Annotated in this window: 16 protein-coding genes; 5 read left to right on the top strand and 11 right to left on the bottom strand. The window is 71.5% G+C overall.

The window, feature by feature from the left end; all coding sequences use genetic code 11:
* The first annotated feature begins 13 nt into the window (after nucleotides 1-13).
* Nucleotides 14-157 (top strand): adenosylcobinamide-GDP ribazoletransferase, encoded by a 144-nt coding sequence (locus tag AC6H2I_RS13090; protein WP_497501085.1) that lies wholly within the window; start codon nucleotides 14-16, stop codon nucleotides 155-157.
* Nucleotides 158-184: 27 nt separating this feature from the next.
* Nucleotides 185-832 carry a histidine phosphatase family protein gene (locus tag AC6H2I_RS13085; RefSeq protein ID WP_497501080.1) on the top strand — a complete coding sequence of 216 codons (648 nt, stop codon included), beginning with the start codon at nucleotides 185-187 and terminating at the stop codon, nucleotides 830-832.
* On the opposite strand, the gene AC6H2I_RS13080 is transcribed toward AC6H2I_RS13085, so the two are convergent.
* Nucleotides 829-1,380 (bottom strand): DUF8265 family protein, encoded by a 552-nt coding sequence (locus AC6H2I_RS13080; protein ID WP_497501079.1) that lies wholly within the window; start codon nucleotides 1,378-1,380, stop codon nucleotides 829-831. The two genes, AC6H2I_RS13085 and AC6H2I_RS13080, sit on opposite strands and share 4 nt — an antisense overlap.
* 72 nt (nucleotides 1,381-1,452) lie before the next feature.
* Nucleotides 1,453-1,725 carry an acylphosphatase gene (locus tag AC6H2I_RS13075; protein WP_497501084.1) on the bottom strand — a complete coding sequence of 91 codons (273 nt, stop codon included), beginning with the start codon at nucleotides 1,723-1,725 and terminating at the stop codon, nucleotides 1,453-1,455.
* Between the two features lie 183 nt (nucleotides 1,726-1,908).
* On the opposite strand from AC6H2I_RS13075, the gene cobT reads away from it, so the two are divergent.
* On the top strand, nucleotides 1,909-2,940 hold the full coding sequence (gene cobT / locus AC6H2I_RS13070) for a nicotinate-nucleotide--dimethylbenzimidazole phosphoribosyltransferase (protein WP_497501078.1): 1,032 nt from the start codon (nucleotides 1,909-1,911) through the stop codon (nucleotides 2,938-2,940).
* Nucleotides 2,941-3,000: 60 nt separating this feature from the next.
* Here cobT and AC6H2I_RS13065 read toward each other — a convergent pair whose 3' ends face one another.
* Together AC6H2I_RS13065 and AC6H2I_RS13060 are read right to left on the bottom strand one after the other, a co-directional pair.
* Nucleotides 3,001-3,216, bottom strand: a complete 216-nt coding sequence (locus AC6H2I_RS13065; RefSeq protein ID WP_497501077.1) for a hypothetical protein — start codon at nucleotides 3,214-3,216, stop codon at nucleotides 3,001-3,003.
* Between the two features lie 131 nt (nucleotides 3,217-3,347).
* Nucleotides 3,348-4,205: an NAD(P)H-dependent oxidoreductase gene (locus AC6H2I_RS13060; RefSeq protein WP_497501076.1), complete on the bottom strand. Its 858-nt coding sequence runs from the start codon at nucleotides 4,203-4,205 to the stop codon at nucleotides 3,348-3,350.
* A 48-nt stretch (nucleotides 4,206-4,253) separates the two neighbouring features.
* Between AC6H2I_RS13060 and AC6H2I_RS13055 the strand changes: the two genes are divergently transcribed.
* Complete coding sequence (locus tag AC6H2I_RS13055; protein ID WP_497501075.1) at nucleotides 4,254-5,165, top strand: LysR family transcriptional regulator; 912 nt, start codon at nucleotides 4,254-4,256, stop codon at nucleotides 5,163-5,165.
* Between the two features lie 46 nt (nucleotides 5,166-5,211).
* Here AC6H2I_RS13055 and AC6H2I_RS13050 read toward each other — a convergent pair whose 3' ends face one another.
* From AC6H2I_RS13050 to AC6H2I_RS13025, 6 genes are all read right to left on the bottom strand, one after another.
* On the bottom strand, nucleotides 5,212-6,183 hold the full coding sequence (locus AC6H2I_RS13050) for an acetamidase/formamidase family protein (RefSeq protein WP_497501074.1): 972 nt from the start codon (nucleotides 6,181-6,183) through the stop codon (nucleotides 5,212-5,214).
* 32 nt (nucleotides 6,184-6,215) lie between these two features.
* Nucleotides 6,216-6,911 (bottom strand): urea ABC transporter ATP-binding subunit UrtE, encoded by a 696-nt coding sequence (urtE, locus tag AC6H2I_RS13045; RefSeq protein WP_497501073.1) that lies wholly within the window; start codon nucleotides 6,909-6,911, stop codon nucleotides 6,216-6,218.
* 1 nt (nucleotide 6,912) lies between these two features.
* Nucleotides 6,913-7,665 carry an urea ABC transporter ATP-binding protein UrtD gene (urtD, locus tag AC6H2I_RS13040; RefSeq protein WP_497501072.1) on the bottom strand — a complete coding sequence of 251 codons (753 nt, stop codon included), beginning with the start codon at nucleotides 7,663-7,665 and terminating at the stop codon, nucleotides 6,913-6,915.
* Nucleotides 7,662-8,774, bottom strand: a complete 1,113-nt coding sequence (urtC, locus tag AC6H2I_RS13035) for an urea ABC transporter permease subunit UrtC (protein ID WP_497501071.1) — start codon at nucleotides 8,772-8,774, stop codon at nucleotides 7,662-7,664. Before urtC ends, urtD begins: the two co-directional genes overlap by 4 nt.
* Entirely contained in the window at nucleotides 8,771-10,468 is a 1,698-nt protein-coding gene (gene urtB / locus AC6H2I_RS13030) for an urea ABC transporter permease subunit UrtB (protein ID WP_497501070.1), read from the bottom strand. Before urtB ends, urtC begins: the two co-directional genes overlap by 4 nt.
* Nucleotides 10,469-10,574: 106 nt before the next feature.
* Nucleotides 10,575-11,804 (bottom strand): transporter substrate-binding protein, encoded by a 1,230-nt coding sequence (locus AC6H2I_RS13025; protein ID WP_497501069.1) that lies wholly within the window; start codon nucleotides 11,802-11,804, stop codon nucleotides 10,575-10,577.
* Between the two features lie 391 nt (nucleotides 11,805-12,195).
* Here AC6H2I_RS13025 and AC6H2I_RS13020 point away from each other — a divergent pair, with 391 nt between their 5' ends.
* Nucleotides 12,196-13,464 carry an ROK family transcriptional regulator gene (locus AC6H2I_RS13020; RefSeq protein ID WP_497501068.1) on the top strand — a complete coding sequence of 423 codons (1,269 nt, stop codon included), beginning with the start codon at nucleotides 12,196-12,198 and terminating at the stop codon, nucleotides 13,462-13,464.
* Nucleotides 13,465-13,480: 16 nt separating this feature from the next.
* On the opposite strand, the gene AC6H2I_RS13015 is transcribed toward AC6H2I_RS13020, so the two are convergent.
* On the bottom strand, nucleotides 13,481-14,053 hold the full coding sequence (locus AC6H2I_RS13015; protein WP_497501067.1) for a hypothetical protein: 573 nt from the start codon (nucleotides 14,051-14,053) through the stop codon (nucleotides 13,481-13,483).
* Nucleotides 14,054-14,058: the final 5 nt, after the last annotated feature.

Raw genomic sequence — 14,058 nt, 5'->3', positions numbered from 1 at the left:
GGCCGCCGCCGCGGTGGCGCTGGCCGCCGCCGCCGCCGCCGCCGCGGTCGGCGGGCTGGCGCGCCGGCACGTCGGCGGGGACACCGGGGATGCGCTGGGCGCGGCGCAGCAGGCGGCGGAGGTCGCCGGTCTGCTCGTTCTGGTCGCGCTGCGCTGATCGAACGCAACGGGGAGGGCAAGGGGGATGACGGTGGTGACGACGCGCTGGTGGCTGATCCGCCACGCCCCGGTGGTGAACCCGCACCGCCGCATCTACGGCCAGAGCGATATCGACTGCGACACCGCCGACGCCACCGCGTTCGCCGCCCTGGCCGGCACCCTGCCGCGCGGCGCGGTGTGGCTGGCGACCCCCCTGGCCCGCACCACCCTGACCGCCGCCGCCATCCGCGCCGCCTGGGACGGCGACCCGCCGCCGCCGCCCACGATCGAGGCCGCGCTCGCCGAGCAGCATTTCGGCGCCTGGACCGGCCTCACCCACGACGAGCTCTACACCCGCCAGCCCGACGCCGCGCACCGCTTCTGGATCGCCCCGGCGACCCAGCGGCCGCCCGGCGGCGAGAGCTACGCCGACGTGGCGGAGCGGGTGGCCGGTGCGCTCGACCGGCTGACCGCCGCCCATGCCGGCCGCGACGTCGTCGCGGTGGTCCATGGCGGTCCCATCCGCGCCGCCCTGTCCCACGCCCTGCGCCTGGAGCCGGAGGCTTCGCTTCAGTTCCGCATCGACACCCTGTCGCTCACCCGGCTCGACCACATCGCGGTCGACGCCCAGCCGGCGGCGTGGCGGGTGGCGGGTGTGAACCTGCCGCCGGGGGCGGCCCTGGCCGAGGTCTAGCGCGCCGCCGGCGGCGCCGCGCCGGTGCGCTGGAGGACGCGGGCGTCCTGGTTGGTCATGGCCACGACCACGCAGCCGGTGCTGTCGCCATTGCGGAACATGTAGATCATCGCCGGGTCGGCGAGTCGGCCGGAATCCACCAGGTTGAGGCCGTGGCCGAAGGCGACGCCCAGCACGTCGCGCCCGAACACGGCCCGGAAGCGCATCGGCACCGTCTCGCGGAACCGCCGCTCCGCGCACGCCCTGGACAGTTCGCGGTCGACGCGGCCGACGCTGCGCCAGTCCTCGTCGGTGCGGATGGTCACCCATTGGGGCGGCAGCGGAAAGCGCATCACCGGCGGCGACAGGGGCAGGTCGTAGCCGCCCGGCGGCAGCGGGCCGAGATGCTGCGGGTCGGTGCGCTCCAGCGGGCCGGCGGCGGCGGCCCCGGCGGCGGCGGGAAGCATCGCGAGGAGAAGCGGGACGGCGAGACGACGGCCGGCCGGCAACGCCCACCGGCGGCGGCGGATCGCCGTCCCGCATCCGGTCGTCCCCTGCCTCCCGTCCATCCCGCGTCCCCGTCCGAAGCACCCGTTGAAGTCCGGGCCACGCTAGCCGATCGTGGCTAACGGACTCCTAACTCACACCGTCGGGGCCTGGGTGAAGCCGCCGGCGCCGGGATCCTCGGCGGGCTCCACGGCCACCGCGGCGACGCGGGCGGCGGGCGGGCCGTCGTGGCACTCGGCCAGCATCCGCTCCACCGCCGCCGCCGGCCCGGCGAACAGCGCCTCCACCGACCCGTCGGCACGGTTGCGCACCCAGCCGCGCAGCCCGTGCCCGGTCGCCCGCTCCACCGTCCAGCCCCGGTACCACACCCCCTGGACGCGGCCGGTGATGCGCGCCCGCACCGCCATCGTCGCGTCCTGCCGATCCGTTTCCCGAGCCATGCCGTCCCTCCGCCGGTTGGTCCGGGCGGAGTGTGGCGGCTTTCGCGGCGCCGGTCGAGGGCGGCGCGGGCCGGTCCCCGAGGCTTTGACGGGCCGGTCCTTTCCTGCCAATGTCCCGGCCACTGTCCGACCCCCTTCGCGGTAACCGCCATGAGCTCTCCCCAGCCCGCCCTGTCCTTCGAGGAAATCCGTGCGCTGGTGCGCAACCTGCCGGGCCCCGACCTCGGCGCCGGCACCGCCGCGGTGGCCCGCGAGCGTGAGCTGACCAAGCCGCCGGGCGCCCTGGGCCGCCTGGAGGCGCTGGCCGAGTGGCTGGCCACCTGGCAGGGCCAGCACCCGCCGGAGGTGCAGCGCCCGCGCGTCGCCGTGTTCGCCGGCAACCACGGGGTGGCGGCGCAGGGCGTGTCCGCCTTCCCCGCGGCGGTGACGGCGCAGATGGTGGCGAACTTCCAGAGCGGCGGTGCGGCGGTCAACCAGCTGGCGCAGATCGCCGACGCCGACCTCCGGGTCTATGAGCTGGACCTGGACAACCCGACCCGCGACTTCACCCAGGGTCCGGCCATGGACGAGGAGGAATGCTGCCGCGCCATGGCCTACGGCATGATGGCGGTGGAGATGGGCATCCACCTGCTGGCCCTGGGCGAGATGGGGATCGGCAACTCCACGTCGGCCGCCGCCCTCGCCCACGCCCTGTTCGGCGGTGCCGCCGAGGATTGGGTGGGCCGCGGCACCGGCGTCGACGACGCCGGGCTGGCGCGCAAGGTGGCGGCGGTGGAGGCCGGGCTGGCCGCCAACCCCGCGGCCGCGGACGACCCGTTCGAGGCGCTGCGCCGGCTCGGCGGCTACGAGCTGGCGGCCATCGCCGGGGCGATCCTGGCGGCGCGCATGGCGCGGGTGCCGGTGGTGCTGGACGGCTACGCCTGCACCGCGGCCGCCGCGGTGCTGTTCAAGGCGGACCGCCGGGCGCTGGACCATTGCGTGGTCGCCCACCGCTCGGTCGAACCGGGGCACGCCCGCCTGCTGGAGGCCATCGGCAAGGAGCCGCTCCTCGACCTCGGCCTGCGTCTGGGCGAGGGCTCGGGCGCCGCGCTGGCGATCCCGTTGCTGCGCGCCGCCGCCGCCTGCCACGCCGGCATGGCGACCTTCGCCGAGGCCGGGGTCAGCGGGAAGGCCGGCGCCTGACGCCCCGGCCGGCCAACGCCCCGGCCGGCCAACGCCCTGGCCGGCCAACGCCCTGGCCGGCTAACGCGCCGCCGCGGTCTGGGCCGTGCGCGGCCCGGCGGCCGGCCGGCAACTGTATTCGTAGGTGAGGTCGCGGTAGGGATGCCGGGCGCCGACCATCCCGGCGACGATGGCCGCCTGCTGGGCGCAGCGCGCCTCGGTCGGGTAGGTGATGGGGACGGTGACGTACTCGCAGGCCCGCAGGGCCACGCAGCTCATGACGAACAGCTCGAACATGCTTCCGACCTCCCTGTGGGGACAGACCGCGCATCATCGATTCGTCATGGAACTGTAAAGTTAGCGTCATGGGATGCGCAAGGGGGGCGTCGGGGAGTTCCCAAGGGGCCGCTCCGTTCGATCGGGGCAGGTCACCGGCGATCGGGGGTATCCTGCGGCGGCTCTCCGGTCTGCACCAGATGGATGCGGGTGCCGGCCGCCCCCTGGCCAAGGCCGTCCTTGAGGACCTGCTGACCGTCATAGTGCCCACCGTTTTGAAGGCGGAACGGAATGGGCGCGTCGGTGAACAGGCCGCGCAGCCGGTCCCGGTAACGCGCGGCGACGCCGGGCCAGGCCTCCTCCGCCAGGCGGTCCGCCTGGTAGACGACGAAGGGCTCCATCACCGACATGCCCGGATAGTACAGGGTGCCGTGCTGGATCGGGAACAGCACGTCGTCGAGCGCGCCGTTGACACCGCGCGGCCCGTAGTGCGGTTCCCGGCCGCCGACCGTCATCGAAACCAGGGCGCGCCGGCCGGCCAGGCGCCCCTCGCCGTAGCGGTCGCCCCAGCGCTCTCCGCCGTGCTGCCCCACGCCATAGGCGAAACCGTAGGCAAAGACGCGCTCGAACCAGCCCTTGAGGATGGCGGGCATGGAAAACCACCACAGGGGAAACTGGAGGATGACGGCGTCGGCCCACAGGAGCTTCTCCTGCTCGGCCGTGATGTCGTCGCTTTGCCCGCCCTCCTGGAAGGCGTGCTTGGATTCCGCGGCGTAGCGCAGCCGGCCGGGGTCCGTGCGGCTGCCGAAGTCGTCACCGTCGGCCACCGCCTTCCAGCGCATGGCGTAGAGATCGGACACCGCGACGGTGTGGCCGAGGCCGCTCAGGGTTTCGATCGCCACCGCCGTCAACGACCCGTTCAGCGACCGGGGTTCCGGGTGGGCATGGATGAGAAAGACGTTCATGGCGCAGTGCTCCTTGGCGTGCCGGTGACGGGGATCTGACGTCATTTCCAGCCATCCTTGAAATCGATAGACCATCGTGCTGGTATCGGATTCATGGATAGGAGCATCGACCTCAACCTGCTGGTCGCGCTGGAGGCCCTGCTGGCCGAGCGCAACGTCACGCGCGCGGCGCGCCGGCTGAACCGCAGCCAGCCGGCGCTGTCGGCGCAACTGGCGCGCCTGCGCGATCTGATCGGCGACCCGCTCCTGCTGCCCGCCCAGCGCGGCATGATCCCGACCCAGCGCGCGCTGGACCTGCAGGAACCCCTCCACCGTGCGCTGGAGGAGGTGCGCGGCGTCCTCGCCGCGGGACTGGCCTTCGACCCGGCGGCGGCCCGGCTCACCATCGCCATCGCCGGCAGCGACTACATCCAGTCCGCGGTGCTGGTGCCGCTGGCGGCCACGCTGTCCGCCGAGGCGCCGGGGGTGAGGCTGGCCTTCCGCACCATCGACCCGGTGGCCCTGGTGGCGCAGATGGAGCGGGGGGAGGTCGACCTCGCCGTGGCGACCCCGGAGCTGGCGCCGGAGCGGCTGCGCGCGCGCCATCTCATGGAGGAACGATACGTCGCCGTGGTGCGTCACGATCACCCGGCGGTGGGCGCCACGCTGGACCTGGACACCTATTGCGCCCTCGACCATGTCGTCGTCTCGCCCAGCGGCGGCGGCTTCGCCGGTCCGGCCGATGCCGCGCTGGCGGCCCATGGCCGGGTGCGGCGCGTCGTCCTGTCGGCGCCCGGCTTCCTCATCGTGCCCGACGTCGTCAGGCGGACCGACATGGTCGCGCTGCTGCCGGAGCGCATCGCCCGCGGCCACGCCGGCGACCTCCGGGTGCTGGAACCGCCGATCCCGGTGCCGGGATTCCGGCTGAGCCTGATCTGGCACGACCGCGTGACCGACCACCCCGCGCAGCGGTGGCTGCGCGCCCGCCTGCTGGCGCAGGCCGGGTCTCCTCCCCCCGCCGGGTGACGCGGCGGGGGGCGGTCAGTCCAGCCCGTTGGACGCGATCGGGCCGCTAGCGGTCCGATCCCAGATAGGCCTTGGGAAACAGCATGTGGACGCCCTTGTTGATGTCGACCAGCTGGGTCACGTGGAGGTCGGCGACGAGGCTGCACAGCATGTAGGCCTCGTTGCGGGTGAGCTTGGAGCGCTCGACCACCAGCCGCACCATCTCGCGCACCGCCTGGCGTGCCGCCTCGTCCAGGTCGACGTTCAGGCCCATCGACAGCAGATGGGTGCCGGTCTCGGCGAAGGGCTGGCTGATCTTCATGTCCTTGCGCACGGTCAGGCGGAAGGTGCCGTTCAGCGCCGTTTCCAGGGCGGTGATGCACACCTCGCCATGGCCCTGGCAGCCGTGGCCGTCGCCAGCGGAGAACAGCGCCCCCTCGTTGAACACCGGCAGGTACAAGGTGGTGCCGGGGCGCAGGTCCTTGTTGTCCATGTTGCCGCCGAAGGCGCGCGGCTCCGGCGAGCCGACGCGGCCCCACTCCTTGGGCGGGGCGACGCCCAGGATGCCGAAGAACGGGTCGAGCGGGATGCGCGTGCCCCAGGGCAGCACCCCTTCCCTGGCGGCGCGGTCGACGCGGATGTGGATGCGCTCGTAGTCGGTGAACTCCTCCGGAAGGGTGCCGAGCAGGGGCAGGATGGCGCAGAAGCCCCAGTCCTGGCGCGGCTCGATCTCCAGGATGTCCACCTGCAGCACGTCGCCGGGCTGGGCGCCGTCCACCCAGATCGGGCCGGTCATCATGTGCGGACCGACCGGCCCCGCCACAACCTTGGAGCCGTCGCCGCCGGGGGTCAGCTCGTCGATGGCGCGGCGGTGGTCGGGGGTGACCAGGGTGGCGTCGGGGGGCAGATCCTCGGGGAAGCAGGCCGGCAGCGTGTGGATCTTCACCACCGCCCCGGACTCCACGGTGAGCACCGGCGGGGTGTCGGCGTCGAAGTATCCCCAGAACACGTTCTGCGGATCGGCTTGAAGTTCGATCATGGGTGGCTCTCCGGCTCGAAGCGCCCGGTCGGTCAGACCGAGACGAAGGATTTGATGGCGTCGGTGTCCATGGATGCGGTGTCGCCGGCGGCGACCACGGCGCCGCGCGACAGCACGACGTAGCGGTCGGAAATGCTCTGGGCGAAGTCGAAGTACTGCTCGACCAGCAGGATGGAGATCTTTTCCTTCAGCGACGCGATGACGTCCTCGATGCGCTGGACGATCGAGGGCTGGATGCCTTCGGTGGGCTCGTCGAGGATCAGCACCGACGGGCGGGTGGCGAGCGCCCGGGCGATGCTGAGCTGCTGCTGCTGCCCGCCCGACAGGTCGCCGCCCCGGCGGTGCCACATCTCGCCCAGCACCGGGAACATGGCGACCACCTCCTCGGCGACGGCGCCGGCATCGCTCACGCCGGCGGCGCGCGAGGCGATCTCGACGTTCTGGCGGACGCTGAGGTTGGTGAAGATCTCCCGCCCCTGCGGGACATAGGCCAGGCCGGTGCGGACGCGCCGGTGGGGGGCGAGCCCGGTCAGGTCCACCGCGCCGTGGCGGATGCTGCCGGAGGTCACGCGCAGCAATCCCATCAGGCAACGCAGCAGCGTCGTCTTGCCGGCGCCGTTGCGGCCGAGCACGGCGAGGCATTGGTGCTCCCCCATGTCGAAGGAGATGTTCCGCAGGATGTGGCTGCTGCCGTAATGCTGGTTCAGGCTGTCGACGGTCAGGTTCATGTCAGCGCCCCAGATAGACCTCGCGGACCCTCGGGTCCGCCTGCACCCGTTGCATCGAGCCCTCGACCAGCAGCCGTCCCTCGTGCAGGACGGTGACCAGGTCGGCGATTCGCGCGACGAAGCTCATGTCGTGCTCGATGACCACGATCGCCCGCTCGGGGGACCGCAGGGACAGCACCAGTTCGGCGGTGCGTTCGGTCTCCGCGTCGCTCATCCCGGCGACCGGCTCGTCGAGCAGCAGCACGCGCGGCTCCTGGATCAGCAGCATGCCGATCTCCAGCCACTGCTTTTCACCGTGCGACAGCACCCCGGCGCGCCGACCGGCCGAGGCGGCCATGCCGATGCGGTCGATCACGGCGTCCACCCGCGCATCCTCGTCCGCGTCGGGCCGGTGCACCATTTCGCCGAGGATCGAGCGGCGGGGGGACCGCACGGCAAGGCTGAGGTTGTCACGCACGCTCAGCGCCTCGAAGACGCTGGGCTTCTGGAACTTGCGACCGACCCCGGCCAGGGCGATCTGCGCCTCCGACATGGCCAGCAGGTCGCGGTCGGGGTGGAGCAGCAACCGGCCGCGGTCGGGCCGGGTCTTGCCGGTGATGATGTCGAGCAGCGTCGTCTTGCCCGCCCCGTTGGGGCCGATCACCGCGCGCACCTCGCCCTGGTTGACGATCAGCGACAGGTTGTCGATGGCCTGGAGCTTGCCGAAGGCGACGGCCAGGCCGTCGATGTAGAGGGCGGGGACGGCGGCGGTCATGGCCCGCCTCCGCCGCCGCGGCGGCGCAGCCCCTTCAGGGTCGCCGGCACGTCGAGGAACCCGTTGGGCAGCGTCAGCACCACCACGAGCACCAGGATCGACAGGACGAACGGCCACAGCTCCGGCAGCGTGGCGGTGAGGATGAAGCGCAGCGTGGTGACGGCGATGGCCCCCAGGAACGGTCCCACCAGCGTGCCGCGCCCGCCGATCGCCACCCACACGGCGATCTCGATGGACAGTTCCGGCGACAGGACGCGCGGGTTCACGATGCCGACCTGCGGCACGTAGAGCGCCCCGGCCACCGCCGCCAGCACCGCCGACAGGCACCACGCCGCCAGCTTGATCCACAGCGTGTCGTAGCCGAGGAAGCGCAGCCGCGCCTCGTCGTCGCGGATCGCCAGCAGCATGTGGCCGAAGCGCGAGCGTGTCAGGCGGTCCAGCCCGAACAGGGCGAGCGCCGCGGCGAGCATGGAGGCCGCGCACAATCCGGCGACCGTGGTGCGCTCGGCGAGCGGTTGCCCGGCGATGGCGGTGAAGCCGGTCATCCCGTTGTTGCCGCCGAATCCGGTGTCGTTCCGGAAGAACAGCAGCATCGCCACGTAGACCAGCGCCTGGGTGATGATGGCGAAATAGACGCCGGTCACCCGCGAGCGGAAGGAGACGACGCCGAACAGGAAGGCGACCAGGGCCGGCAGCAGGAGGATGAGCGCCGCGATGTAGGGCAGATGCTCCATGCCGGCGTAGTAGAACGGCAGATCGTTCCAGCCCATGAACAGCATGAAGTCGGGCGGCGTGGCGGTTTCGGCGAAGGCCACCGTCACCAGATGCATGGCGATGAGGTAGCCGCCGATGGCGAAATAGAGGCCGTGGCCCAGGCTGAGGATGCCGGCGTAACCCCAGATCAGGTCCAGGGAGATGGCGAGCAGCCCATAGACCATGACCTGACCGACCAGGTTCATCAGATAGACCGACGGGCCGTCGTCGCCCCGGCCGGCGACCAGCACCGCGACGGCGAGCAGGGCGAGCACCGCCGCGACCGGAACGGCCGGCGCCTTGGGCAGAAGGCCGGTCGTCCGGCGCCCGGTGGCGGCGTGCGCGAGCGGGTTCATCGCCGGCCCTTCACGGCAAAGATGCCTTCGGGGCGGAACTGGATGAACAGGATGATCATCAGCAGCACCATGACCTTGGCCGCCACCGCGCCCCACAGGGGTTCGATGACGATGTTGACCTGTCCGATGCCCAGCGCCGCGATCAGCGTGCCGGCCAGGTTGCCGACTCCGCCCAGCACGACCACCAGGAAGGCATCGACGATGAAGTTCGTGCCCATGGTCGGGTTGACGTTGTAGATCGGGGTCAGCGCCAGCCCGGCGAGCCCGGCCAGGCCGGAGCCGACGCCGAAGCTCAGCAGATCGACCCGCCGGGTGGAGACACCGACGCATTCGGCCATGTCGCGGTTCTCGGTCACCGCGCGCACATAGGTGCCGAGCGGGGTGCGGTGGAGCAGCAGCAGCGCCAGCACCAGCGTGCCGGCGGCGAAGACGATGGCGAACAGGCGGTTCCAGGTGACCATGAAGTCGGCCACCAGCCGCGTGCCGCCGGCCAGGAAGGACGGCACGACGAACTCCAGGTTCTGCGTGCCGAACAGCACCTGGACGGAATTGACCAGGAACAGGCTGATCGCCCAGGTCGCCAGCAGGGTCATCAGCGGCCGCCGGTAGAGATGGCGGATCACCACCGTCTCCATGACCATGCCCACCAGGGCCGACGCGGCGAAGGCCGCCGGGATGGCCAGCACCAGGTACCAGTCGAGCAGCCCCGGCGCCACGGCGCGCAGCGCCTGCTGGATGCCGTAGGTGGCGTAGGCGCCGATCATGATCAGCTCGCCCTGGGCCAGGTTGATCACGCCCATCAGGCCGAAGATGACGGCCAGGCCCAGGGCCGCCATGAACAGGATGCTGGCGTAGCTGAGGCCGCTGAACAGCACCGCTCCGGCGCGTCCCACGCCGATCCAGGTGTCGATCGTGCCGATCGCCGCGTCCAGCGCCGCCGCGACGTCGGGGGCATCGGCGTAGCCGGGCGTGCCCCGCAGGGTGACGAGGGCGGTTCGGTTGCGCTCGGTCGGCATCGTGGCGATGGTGGCGATCGCCTCCACGCGGGTCGCCGCGTCGGGAGCCTCCAGGGATTTGAGCGCCCGGACCAGCAGCAGCCGCTCGCGCCGGTCGGTGTCCTCCTGCCGTTCGATCGCCGCGGCCAGCGCCGCGTCGGGCACGATCGCGTATTGCTTTTCCAGCGCCGCGATCCGCCCGTCGGCCTCCGGCCCGTCCGGGGCGACCAGCAGGCCCAGCAGACCCGTCGCCATCTCGACCCAGGCGCGGGTCCGCAGATTGACGAAGGGAGCGCCGGGCAGGGCCTCCGGCGTCGCAACGGCGGTCATCGTCACCGGATCGCGCAGCGTGTCGCCGTCCTGCAGCACCGCCGGCCCGGTCGGCCGGCAGCGCAGGTCCTTGCCGGCCAGCGCGGCGACGATGCGCGCTCCCCAGGCCGCGTCCTCCCGCCCCTGCGCCACGGCGGTCAGCAGGGTGTCGAGCGCGCCGGTCATCGGCTCGGTCTTCGCCGCACAGAATCCCTGCACGATGGCCGCGCGGCCTTCGGTCTGCTGGGCGGCCGCCGGGCCGCCGATCTGCTGGGCGGCCACCGGCCCGCCGAACGGCAGCAACAGCCCGATCAGCAGGCCGACCAGCAGCCCGGCCAGCAGCCCGGGCCGGCACCGGCCGCGGACCGGTCTCATCCGGATGCGTCGCATGACACCTCCCCGGTCGACGGTCGGAACCGCCGCCGTGGCTCTGGAACCGGCCCTCTCCCCGGGCGGGGAGAGGGTGGCGACAGCAAGAGGCACCGGTGGGGGTGCCTCAGGCATAGGGGCTGAAGGGCACCGGCTTGGGCGTGTCCTCCGACTGCCACAGGATGTCGAACCCCTGCTGGTCGTTGACCGAGCCGATGAAGACGCCGCGTGAGACGTAGTTGTTCTCGCCGCTCATCGCGATCGTGTAGCCGGACGGGCAGGCGAAGGTCAGGCCATCGAACGCGGAGCGGACCGCGTCGACCTCGGCCGTTCCGGCCTTTTCGCAGGCCGCCGCCCACAGATGCACGCCGTCATAGGTGGAGACCATGGGGTCGATCACCGTGTCGGCGCGGTAGGGCAGGCTGTTGCTCTCGACGTAGGACTTCCAGGTCGCCTTGAACGCGGTGTTCTGCGGCGACTCCGCGTTCTGGAGATAGGCCCAGCAGTTCAGGTGCCCGACCATCGGCGCGGTGTCCAGACCCTCCAGGTCGGCTTCCAGCACGTCGAGCCCCAGCACCGGGATGTCGGTGGCCCGGATGCCCTGGCTGATGATCTCCTTGAAGAACGCCGGGATGCTGTCGCCGACCACGGTCAGCACGATGATCGGCTGGCCGCCGGGCTCGCTGGCGAACTTGCGGATGTCGTTGACCAGGGTCTGGAAGTTGGAGAAGCCGAACGGCACGTATTCCTCGCGCCAGGCCGCCTCGGTGAACCCTTTCGACTGCCAGTAGCCCTTGCAGATCTTGTTGATCGTCCGCGGCCAGACGTAGTCCGAGCCAAGCATGTAGAAGCGCTTGGCGCTGCCCCCGTCCTCGCTCATCAGGTACTCCAACGCGGGCAGCACGGAGCTCGCCGGCGGGGAGTTGAGGTACACCACGTTCTTGGAGTTTTCCTCGCCTTCGAAATGCAGAGGGTAGAACAGAAGGCCGTTGTTCTGCTCAACCACCGGCAGGACCGATTTGCGCGACACCGACGTCCAGCAGCCGAAGAGGGCCGACACCTTGTCCTGCAGCAGCAATTGGCGGCCGATCTGGGCGTAGAGCGGCCAGTCGGATGCCGGATCGGTGGCGATCACCTCGACCGGCCGGCCCAGAACGCCGCCCTTGGCGTTCAGTTCGGCCGCCGCCATGCGGCAGACATGGGACAGACGGCCCTCGATGTTCGCCATCGTGCCCGACGACGAGAACAGGCAGCCGAGCTTCAGCGGTTCGGCCGCGTGGGCGCTGCCGATGATCGACGGCATGGCCAGCGCGCCGCCAACCGCGGCAGTCGTCTTCAGGAAAGTCCTACGCTCCATGGGGATGACCTCTTTTCCTGACAGGTTCCGGGACGTACCCCCTTTCAGCAAGGCCCATGCCACTTTACTTACTTGCTGTAAAATATTATAATCCATTGGCATTGAACACATTTTCCCGGTGTGGCGGCGGTCCCGTCGGCGCGCGCCTCTCGCACCGCAGCAACGAGGGTGACACCAAAATGGGCAACTGCCATGATGACGCACACAAAAGCGCCTGTTGGCCGCGCACGGGGCCGTCCGTCCGCGCTGATCGGGGGGGCGGCCGGGGTGCCGTCCGTGCCCGCCGCTCGCCCGACCCGTCGGTCGTGTGCGCCCCTTGTGTCCTTGACACCCGTCATCGTTGAGACCAGCCTTGCCCACCTCCCCGGCAGCCCCTTGGCATTCCCGCTTCATGCCGCATGCCCCCACCTCGCCCAGCCCCCAGCAGATCCGCCACGTCAACCGGTCGCGCATCCTGTCGGAAATCCGCCGCATGCCGGGCGTTTCCCGCCGGCAGCTGGCGCTCCGGATCGGCCTGACGGAGGCGTCGCTGTCGCGCATTTCGCGGGACCTGATCGCCGAAGGGCTGGTGATGGAAATGGAGACGCCGGCCGACCGGCCGATGCGCGGGCGACCCAACGTCGGCCTGTGGCTGCGCTCCGATGGTGCCTATGTTCTGTGCGTCACCCTCACCGCCTACGAGCACAAGTTCTCGGTCGTCGGCTCGACGGGAGAGCGGGTGATCGAAGGGTCCATCCCCGGCCTGCCCGGCGCGACGCCGGCCGAGGTGGCGGCCCATCTGCGCGACCGGGTGGCGGCCCTCGGCACCCGCCCGGACGTCAAGGCGGAGCGGCTCACGGGAATCGCCGTGTCCCTGTCCGGCGACATCGACGCACGGCGCGGCGTGGTGCTGCGGGCGCCGGCCATCGGCTGGCGCGACGTGGCGCTCGCCACCGTGCTGGCGGACGCTCTGGGTGTGCCGGCGCGTCTGCAAAGCGTCGCCAACGCGCTGCACGTCGGGGAGGTGCGCTACGGCGACGGGCGGGTTTCGTCGCACAGCCTGCTGGTCCATGCCGGGCTCGGCCTCAGCGCCAGCCTGATGAGCCACGGCCTGCTTTCGGTCGGCGGCGACCATGAAAGCGGTGTGGAGTGCATCCTGGCGGGCGGCACGCCGGACGCCCCGGAACGGCTGACCGACGTCGCCTCGGGGCGGGCCATCCTGCGCCGGCTGGGCCATCTCAGCGCCGACGACGGCACGCTGACGGGTGATGCCGGCCTGCATCTCGGCCTGCCCCACACGATCCGCCAGGCCAACGCCGGCGATCCCCGCGTCGTGGCGGTGTTCCGCGACGCCGCCCATCTGCTGGCCCGGGCGGTGCTGTCGGTGGTGGCGCTGGTCCATCCCGAGCAGTTCATCCTGGCCGGTCCGCTGGCCGCCGCCCGGCCCTTCGCCGACGCGATGCAGGAAGGGCTCGACGCCTTCACCGGGCTGACCCGCATCGCGCCGCCGGCCTTCATCCTCAGCCGCACCAGCTACCTGCGGGCCACCGAGCTGATGGGGCTCGACGCCTTCCTGTTTTCCCGGAGCGCCGACACCCCGGCTCTGGCCGAGGACGGCCCGCTCGGCGGGGCCCATGCGCCCTTCGACGCCGGTCGTCGGGGCTCCCTCTCCGCGTCGTGAGGCCGCCGGCCGCCGGTCAGAGCAGCCCGTTGGCGTAGTCGGTGACGATCGCCGACAGGAAGAGATCGGTCACCACCAGCACCGCGGCGGTGGTGCCAGGCACGTCGAGGGCGGCGCGGGTGATGAACCACTGATAGGTGAGCATGGCCATCATGGCGCCGAGGACGATGCCCTCGGCGGCACCGGAGGGCAGCAGGCCGCTTTCGGCCAGCAGGACGGCCGGCAGGTAGACGGTCATCTGCACCACCGACGACCAGTTGTAGGCGCTGATGAAACCGCTGTAGCGCTCGGCCCGGTCGAGCAGCCGGGCGATGGAAATCATGGCGACGGGGAAGGCGGTCCAGCTCACCACGTAGGCGATGGCCTCGACCGCCAGGAACGGCAGCAGCGGCGCCGATTGCGCCGCGTCCCCCGGGCGCAGCGCCATCAGCACCGCGTAGCCCGGCAACACCACGAGCGCCGCGTAGAAGGACTTCACCGCACCGCCGGCGGTGCGGTCGAAGCAGTCCAGCCCCGAGGCGTCAAACCGGGCCAGCCGGAAGGCTCCGATCAGGGCGTAGACGAGGTCCCGTACGGTCAAGGTTGGCATCGGGG

The sequence above is a fragment of the Azospirillum sp. NS33 genome (genome assembly GCF_059703765.1).
Note: the sequence above shows the minus strand (reverse complement) of the source record. Positions and strands in the feature narration are given on the sequence as shown.